Origin of the sequence: Microbacterium sp. (genome assembly GCF_031178525.1) — a bacterium.
Classification (GTDB): domain Bacteria; phylum Actinomycetota; class Actinomycetes; order Actinomycetales; family Microbacteriaceae; genus Microbacterium.
The window spans coordinates 1-7811 of record NZ_JAPSJA010000122.1; the positions used below are offsets into that span (position 1 = coordinate 1).

The 7811-nt window shown below is 71.2% G+C and carries 7 protein-coding genes; 5 read left to right on the forward strand and 2 right to left on the reverse strand.

What is annotated here, in order from left to right; translation table 11 throughout:
- Positions 1 to 279: 279 nt before the first annotated feature.
- Both RIF89_RS08920 and RIF89_RS08925 read left to right on the forward strand, forming a co-directional pair.
- Positions 280 to 1716, forward strand: coding sequence for a glycosyltransferase (locus RIF89_RS08920; protein ID WP_309068769.1), 1437 nt, complete (start codon positions 280 to 282; stop codon positions 1714 to 1716).
- A complete protein-coding gene (locus RIF89_RS08925) occupies positions 1713 to 1931 on the forward strand; it encodes a hypothetical protein (RefSeq protein WP_309068770.1) in 219 nt (72 codons plus the stop codon). Before RIF89_RS08920 ends, RIF89_RS08925 begins: the two co-directional genes overlap by 4 nt.
- 34 nt (positions 1932 to 1965) lie before the next feature.
- Here RIF89_RS08925 and RIF89_RS08930 read toward each other — a convergent pair whose 3' ends face one another.
- A complete protein-coding gene (locus RIF89_RS08930) occupies positions 1966 to 2643 on the reverse strand; it encodes an EAL domain-containing protein (protein WP_309068771.1) in 678 nt (225 codons plus the stop codon).
- Between the two features lie 206 nt (positions 2644 to 2849).
- Here RIF89_RS08930 and RIF89_RS08935 point away from each other — a divergent pair, with 206 nt between their 5' ends.
- Positions 2850 to 4922: a GGDEF domain-containing protein gene (locus RIF89_RS08935; RefSeq protein WP_309068772.1), complete on the forward strand. Its 2073-nt coding sequence runs from the start codon at positions 2850 to 2852 to the stop codon at positions 4920 to 4922.
- 10 nt (positions 4923 to 4932) lie between these two features.
- Here RIF89_RS08935 and RIF89_RS08940 read toward each other — a convergent pair whose 3' ends face one another.
- On the reverse strand, positions 4933 to 5673 hold the full coding sequence (locus RIF89_RS08940) for a hemolysin III family protein (protein WP_309068773.1): 741 nt from the start codon (positions 5671 to 5673) through the stop codon (positions 4933 to 4935).
- 106 nt (positions 5674 to 5779) lie between these two features.
- Here RIF89_RS08940 and RIF89_RS08945 point away from each other — a divergent pair, with 106 nt between their 5' ends.
- Together RIF89_RS08945 and RIF89_RS08950 are read left to right on the forward strand one after the other, a co-directional pair.
- Positions 5780 to 6556, forward strand: a complete 777-nt coding sequence (locus RIF89_RS08945; protein ID WP_309068775.1) for an isoprenyl transferase — start codon at positions 5780 to 5782, stop codon at positions 6554 to 6556.
- Positions 6557 to 6606: 50 nt separating this feature from the next.
- Entirely contained in the window at positions 6607 to 7725 is a 1119-nt protein-coding gene (locus RIF89_RS08950) for an aminotransferase class V-fold PLP-dependent enzyme (RefSeq protein ID WP_309068774.1), read from the forward strand.
- Positions 7726 to 7811 lie beyond the last annotated feature (86 nt).

The window sequence follows — 7811 nt, forward strand, 5'->3', positions numbered from 1 at the left end:
CATCGCGATCCTCGTGGTTCTCGTCGCCCTGCTCGTGTTCGACATGCTGCGCCGTGTGCGTCGCACGCGGTACCGCGAGGAGGCGAACGAGGCGCTGGATGCCGAGGAGGCCGCCGCTCGCGGAGAGACGCCGCGGGACGACACGGCGCACGAGAAGGACTGACCCTTCCGCGTCGGGGCTCTCCCCGTCCTGTCACGCCGCCCAGGCGATCCCTGCCGCTTGCGCCGGGTGATCGCGGGCCCAGAGTCCCGCGCCCTCGTGCCGGGGAAAGGAACGCGATGAAGCGGTCGCGATTCGAGCGGTTCGCCGGCCTCGGCATCCTCGCGGTGACACTGTGTGCGGCGGGCATCCTGTGGTGGGTGCTCGCCGCGACCGATCCACGGCCGTTCTGGCAGCCGCGGACGCTCGAGCTGGGGGAGTGGTCGATCCGCTACGACCCTCATGCGCCGGCCGTGGCCCTCGTCGTCGCCGCGATCGCCGTCGCGCTGATCGCCGGCGCCGGCATCGCCCTCTACGAGGACGCGGTGCTGAAGCGCGCGCGCCGCACGGCGCCGCAGATCGCGGCCCGACCGCTCGCGCCGCGGCGGATCATGGCGGACACCCGCGGCGTGTTCGCCGGAGAGGTGACGATCACCGTCCTCATCCCCGCGCACAACGAGGAGGCGAGTCTGCCCGCCACGATCGCGTCGCTGCGGGCGCAGTCGACGCCGCCGGAGCGGATCATCGTGGTCGCCGACAACTGCTCCGACCGCACCGTGGAGGTGGCGCGTGCCGCGGGCGTGGAGGTGTGGGAGACGGTGGACAACGACCGCAAGAAGGCCGGTGCCCTGAATCAGGCCCTGCGCCGCGTCCTTCCCGACCTCGGGGACAACGACACCGTCATGGTGATGGATGCCGACACGCGGCTCGCATCCGCGGTGTTCCTGGCGACCGCGCGCGAGCGCATGACGGCGGATCGCGCTCTGATGGCCGTCGGCGGCCTGTTCCTCGGCGAGCCGGGGCACGGACTGCTGGGCATGCTGCAGCGCAGCGAGTACGCGAGGTACACGCGCGAGATCGAACGTCGACGCGGCAAGGTGTTCGTGCTCACCGGCACCGCCTCGGTGTTCCGTCCCGCCGCCGTGCGCGCCGTCGCCGCGTCTCGGGGATCGCTTCTTCCGGGAACGCACGGCGACGTCTACGACACCGCCGCCCTGACCGAGGACAACGAGCTCACCATCGCGATCAAGAGCCTCGGCGGACTGATCACCTCGCCTCGTGAGTGCACCGTCATCACGGAGCTCATGCCCACCTGGACGATGCTGTGGAAGCAGCGCCTGCGCTGGCAGCGCGGAGCGATCGAGAACCTCGCGGCCTACGGAGTGACGCCGACGACCGTGCGCTACTGGGCGCAGCAGATCGGCATCGGCTACTCGGTGATCGCATTGAGCGCGTACTTCCTGCTGCTGGCCCTGATGGCCGCGGCGATGGACGAATGGGTGTGGTTCCCCTTTTGGGCCGGCCTCGGCGCCGTCTTCGCCGTCGAGCGGATCGTGACCGTGTGGCGGGCAGGGCGGCGGGCCCGGCTGCTCGCGGCGCTCGTGCTGCCCGAGCTGGTGTTCGACCTGTTCCTGGACGTCGTCTTCGTCAAGGGCATCATCGACATGGTGTTCCGGCGGGAGGCGACCTGGTCGCACCTGGGGGAGCGCCCCGTGACCGAGGAGGTGACCGCATGATCCCCTCGGCGATCGTCGCGCCCAGGATGGGCTTCCTGCTGCCGGAAGCCGTCCTGCACACCGGATGGTTCGCGGTCCTCGCGGCGTTCGTGGCGGTCAACACCCTGCTGTACCTCGCGCTCGCGATCGCGAAGCTGCCGCCGAAGCCGCGTCCGCGAAGGGGACGCGCGCTCCGCAGCGAGACGCGCAGCATCCACCCGGGCGGACCGGTCTGACCCGAGCGGCTCGCGTCCCGGACGGCGTCGTGAGTCAGGCGGCGACCGCTGCGGGCTCGCCGTAGCGATACCCCTGTGCGTAGTCGATGCCCGCGTCCGCCACGACGCGTGCGTGCAGCTCGGTCTCGACGCCCTCCGCGAGGGTCTTGGAGCCCACACGACGAGATGTCGTCACGAACTCGTCGAGGCGCCGACGGGCCGAGCGGCGCTGGCACGCCTCCCACACGACGCTCTTGTCGATCTTGACGATCTCCGGTCGCAGTTCCGGGATCCACTCCAGGCAGGCGTGCTGCGCTCCGGCGTCGTCGATCAGCAGGACGGCGCCGAGGTCGGCGACGCGCGAGCGCAGGTCGTCTGCAGCGCGGATCTCGGACGTCTCCGCGAGCTCGAGGCCCCAGCGACGTCCTGGCGGCAGGAGGCCGTCGAGCTCCGGCGACTCCATCGTGGCCGCGGAGGCGTTGATCGTCACCAGCACGTGAGACGGGATCGCACTCGCCGCGGCGACGGCGCTGCGCAGCAGCTCGATCTCCAGCGCGACCTGCCGGCCGGCCTCACGGGCCTCTGCCAGATGCGCGGTCGGCGGACGTCGGTCCGCGAAGCGCGCCAGCGCCTCGAAGCCGATGACCGCTTCCGAGCGCACGTCGACGAGCCGCTGGAAGTGGATCTCGTGCGTGCTCCCGCGCGGCTGCTTCGGCGCGCCCCAAACCTGCATGATCTCGCTCTCGTCGTGCTCCCCGCAGCGACTCTAGCCGCCCGGCGGCGGCGCGTCGATCCAGCCCGCGAGGGGTGGCGCCGATCGAGGCCGAATCCGCTAGTCTGTGCGGGTCGCTGATCGGCTACCCGAGCTGTGAGGCGATGGCCGGCACCCGAGCCGGCGCAACGCCGGCTACCCGAGCCGGTGCACCCTGGAGACCACGCATGTCGCGCTCAGTCGACGATGCCCTCGGCCCTGCCGTGGGCACGATCGGGCGCGCCTACGGCCGGAAGCTCGCTCGCCGCCTCCCGCGGCAGTCGAGCTTCTCCTTCGCGACGGCCGTCGGCGCGCTGTTCTTCGCCGCCCTCATCGCGGCGCATGTCCTGATGCACCGGCATACGCCGGTCGAGACGAGTTCGCAGCTCGTTCAGCTCGTGCTGTGTCTGCTGGGCGGCGCGTGGGCGCTCGCCGCGGGGCACCGGCTGCCGCGCTGGGCCGGCCTCGTGCTCGTGACGGGGATCGCACTGGGCATCACGGTGGCCCAGGCCGCGTCGCCCGACATGGCGGGGCTCCTCAGCGGTCTTTACCTGCTGCCGCTGGTGGCGCTCTATCTCGGGTGGTCCTTCCGGGAGCGGACGGCTCGCATCGCCGTCGGCGGCATCCTCGCCGCCTCCACCGCGGCGGGGATCGGCAACCCCAATCTGGGCGGTCTCGCCGGAGCTGTCGGCTGGTCGAGCCTGTACGCGGCGCTGGTCAGCGTGTTCGTCCTCGAGGTGTCCATCGCGCTGATCCGGGGGCTGCGCCATGCGATGAGCACGGATCCGCTCACCGGTGCCCTCAATCGGCGCGGGCTCCGGGCGGAGGCGCGCACGCGACGTCGCGGCGGCCACTGGGTGATCGCCATCGACATCGACGATCTGAAGCCGTTCAACGACAGGAACGGACATGCCGCCGGCGACCTGCTGCTGCGCGACAGCGTGCGCGCGTGGCGGCAGGCGCTCGGTGAGGAGTCGCTGATCGGGCGGTGGGGCGGGGACGAGTTCGTGATCGTGGTGAGAGCGGACGGAGAGGACGCCGCGCGCGAGATCGTCGCCGCGCTGCGCCAGGCCTCGTCGCATCGATTCAGCGCGGGCGTGGCCGAGCTCACGCCGACGGTTTCTCTGGATCGCGCGTTCCGGCAGGCGGATCGTCAGCTGTACCGGGACAAGCTGCGCGCCCCCTCGCGTTCCGCGCGCACCTATCCGCGGCGGACGGCCACGATCCTCACCGTCTTGGACACCGCGGCGGGCGTGACGCGACACCGCCTGGCGACGGGGGTCTGCATCGGCGCGGCGGCGCTGTTCCTCCTCACCGACCTGCCCGACCTGAGCATCGCCGCGTCCTCGATGGAGGTCGCGATGTCGGTCGCGGACATCGTGCTCGGCGCGCTGACGATCGCGGTGGCGCTGGCGATGGGCGACCGCTTCCCCTCGTGGGCGGCGCTCGTCTGGGTGGTGCTGACGGCGGCGACGACGTTCGGGCACCTGGCGTGGATGTCTTCGCCTGTGCCGCTCGCGGAGGCTCTGCTGGGACTCCAGCTCATCGCGATGCTGCTCGCCTGCCTGTACGCACCGGGCATCGCGCGGGCGTTCCTGCTCCTCGTGATGCTCACCATGATCGCCGGCATCGCCGCGGCCGGTCCGCGCGTCGAGCACGACCTGATCCACGTGCCCGTCGCGGTCGGCATCCCCGCCTCGTGGTTCCTGCTCGAGGTGGTGCTGGCGGTACGGCTGCGGTTGCGCAGGCTGGCGCAGGTGGATGAGCTCACGGGTGCGTTGAACCGGCTGGGTTTCGAAGAGCGGCTGGCCCAGCTCGTGCGCAATGCGCATCGGCGGGGCACGGCGCTGAGCGTGGTCGCCATCGACTTCGACGACTTCAAGCTGCTGAACGACGAGTACGGCCATCATCACGGCGACCTCGCGCTGCGCACCGCCATCGCGCGGTGGCGCAGACGGCTGCGCGGCGGCGACGCGGTTGCGCGCTTCGGTGGCGACGAGTTCGTCCTGGCGCTGCCGGGCGTGGATCTGGACGGCGCCGACGCCGTGATGCGGCGGCTGCGACTGCAGGCGGACGAGTCGTGGTCGTGGGGTGCTGCCGCCCTGCGTACGGGCGAGCGTCCCGATGACCTCCTGCTGCGAGCCGACCGCGCGCTCTACGCCGCGAAAGCCGAGCGCCCCGTGCACGCAGGGGGTGCCGAGAGCGCGGCAAGGCCGGATCCCAGCCAGGCGCCCACTGCGCGGATCACGCAGGCCGGCTGATCACCGGCTCTCAGCCGCCGATCGAGCCGGGCAGCGGCTCCAGAGCGATGAGCAGTGCGGCCGTCCAGTGGCACAGGAACGCCAGCACCGTGCAGACGTGGAAGATCTCGTGGAAGCCGAACCGGCCCGGCCACGGGTTGGGGCGCTTCACTCCGTAGATGGCGGCACCCACCGAGTAGAGCAGCCCGCCGACGATGACGAGCACCATCATCGCCTCATTGGCGCGCAGGAGGTCGCCGAGGTACATCACGGCCGCCCAGCCGAGCAGCAGGTACAGCGCCACGTACAGCCAGCGCGGCGCGCTGAGCCAGAAGACGCGGAAGAGGATGCCCAGGAGCGCACCGCTCCACACGAGCGTGAGCAGCAGCGATCCCTTCCCGGGCGGCAGTGCGAGCACGGCGATCGGCGTGTACGTGCCGGCGATCAGCAGCAGGATGTTCGCGTGATCGATACGTCGCAGGATCGCCTTGGTCGTCGGGTTCCAGTCGAAGCGGTGATACACCGCGGAGTTGCCGAACAGCAGCAGCGACGACGCCATGAAGACGGCCGACGCCCACTTGGCGGGCCCTTCCTCCGCGAGCGTGATCAACACGATTCCGGCGATGATGGCGACCGGGAAGGTGCCCGCGTGGACCCAGCCGCGCCAGGTCGGCTTGACCTCGACGTTCGCATCGCGATCTGCCGCGTCCAGCAGCGGGAGCTGAGGAACACCGTCTGCAGAAGTGGGGTCGTCATCCTGCGCGTGCGTCATGCTCCGAGCGTACGGGCCGATCCGTGCCGTCACGAGCATGCGTCGTCCCTGAACGCCGTGGCACGGGACGCCCGGGGTTGCGGAGTAGCGTATTGCCGTGCGTATCTTGCGTCCGGCCGAGGGTCGTGGCCCGCTGTACCGGCTGTACAGCTCTCGGCTGCGGCGTCAGATCCACCCGGGCAGCGTGCCGCACCATGTCGCGATGGTGATCGACGGCAACCGCAGGTGGGCCCGGCAGCTCGGCTATGACTCGGTCGCGCACGGCTACCGCGCGGGTGCCGCGAAGATCATGGAGTTCCTCGCCTGGTGCGATGAGCTGGGAATCAAGGTCGTCACCCTGTACCTGCTCTCGAACGACAACCTGCGAAAGCGCGACTCCGCCGAACTCGCCGACCTGATCGACATCATCGCCGACCTCGCGGGCGACCTCGCGGCCAGTGGTGACTGGCGTGTGCACCATGCAGGACGCCCTGACGGGCTGCCCGAGACGCTCGCCAGGGCCCTGCGGGAGGCGCAGGAGCGCACCCGCACGCATACCGGACTGCATGTCAACCTCGCCGTCGGATACGGCGGTCGCCACGAGATCGTCGACGCGGTCCGCCGGATCATCGTCAAGCACGACGAGAGCGGCGGCACGCTCGAGCAGCTCGCCGAGAACCTCACGCCCGAGGCGATCGGCGAGCACCTGTACACCGGCGGACAGCCGGATCCCGATCTCGTGATCCGCACGAGCGGTGAGCAGCGGCTGAGCGACTTCCTCGTGTGGCAGAGCGCGCACAGCGAGTTCTACTTCGTGGAGGCTCTGGGGCCGGATCTTCGCGAGGTCGACTTCCTGCGCGCCATCCGGGACTACGCCAAGCGCGACCGACGTTTCGGCGGCTGACCGGCGCCGGAGCGCCGGTCATCCGCCGGCCGTCCTGCCAGAATAGTGGTGTGACCAGCACCATCGACGCGTTCCGCTCCACGTTCGAGGTCGAGCCGGGCTACCTCGACTGGGCGGCGTTCGGGCCGGTCTCGGCCGCCGTCCGCGAGGAAGTGGCGGCCGACTTCGAGATGCTCGGCACCGGACGCGCCAGCAGCATCGCGCACGTGGCCGAGCGCCAGGACGATACGTGCGCGCTGCTCGCCCGGCTGCTGGGCACCGTGCGCGACGAGGTGACCCTGCAGCCCTCCGCAACCTACGGGCTGATGCATGCGGTCTACGGGCTCTCGGGCGGGGTGCTCGCCTCACCGGCGGAGTTCCCGAACATCCCGACGGTGATCACGCGTGCCGCTGACGCGTTCGGGCGGGTGCGGCCGCAGTGGCTGACGGCATCGGAGGGTTTCGTGACTCCGGATGCGGTCGCGGACGCGCTCGCGGAGGACACAGTCGCGCTCGTCGTGAGTCACGTCGACTTCCGCACCGGGTACCGTGCCGACCTCGAAGCGCTGCGCGAGGCGATCGGCCCGGACCGCCTGCTGATCGTCGACGCGGTGCAGTCGTTCGGTGTCGTGGAGGCCGACTGGCAGGTCGCCGACGTCGTGTGCGGTCATGGCTACAAGTGGCTGCGCGCCGGCCGCGGCACGGGCTTCGCGTGGTTCGGTGCACGGGCGCGCGCCGCGATCCAGCCCGTGCTGTCCGGCTTCCGCGGGGCGGAGGGCGGCATGACGGTCGACTCCGTGCCGCCGCCGGCTTCGTCGGCGCAGGCGTACACAGTCAGCGGCTCCGATGCCATGCTGCCGGCCCGGCTCGCGGTCGCGCTCGCCGCGGTCGAGGCCGTCGGCGTCGCCGCGGTCGAGGAGGCGGTCGCCGAGCGCACCGCACGGGTGATCGACATCGCGCAGCGCCACGGCATCCCGGTCGTGACGCCGCTCGATCCGGCTCGCCGCGCGGGGATCGTCTCGCTCGCGCCCGAGAGCGTCGCCGCGCTCGGGGCGGAGCTCGCCAATCGCGGCGTGAGCGTCACGACCCGGTCCGGGACGGTGCGCGTCGCGCCGCACGCGGGCACGGACGACGAGACGCTCGGGCTGCTCGACGAGGCGTGCGCGGCGTTCGCGCAGCAGCGCTCGTAGACCCCGCCGGAACGCCGGTCTCCGTTCACGAAATCGTAACGAACGACACGCCTGTCATTCGTGGCGCATCCGTGCCGGTGGGGCTT

Excerpts from the sequence above, each read along its gene's own strand:
- RIF89_RS08920 (WP_309068769.1), top strand. The coding sequence starts at position 280 with ATGAAGCGGTCGCGATTCGAGCGGTTCGCCGGCCTCGGCATCCTCGCG.
- RIF89_RS08925 (WP_309068770.1), top strand. The coding sequence starts at position 1,713 with ATGATCCCCTCGGCGATCGTCGCGCCCAGGATGGGCTTCCTGCTGCCG.
- RIF89_RS08930 (WP_309068771.1), bottom strand. The coding sequence starts at position 2,643 with ATGCAGGTTTGGGGCGCGCCGAAGCAGCCGCGCGGGAGCACGCACGAG.
- RIF89_RS08935 (WP_309068772.1), top strand. The coding sequence starts at position 2,850 with ATGTCGCGCTCAGTCGACGATGCCCTCGGCCCTGCCGTGGGCACGATC.
- RIF89_RS08940 (WP_309068773.1), bottom strand. The coding sequence starts at position 5,673 with ATGACGCACGCGCAGGATGACGACCCCACTTCTGCAGACGGTGTTCCT.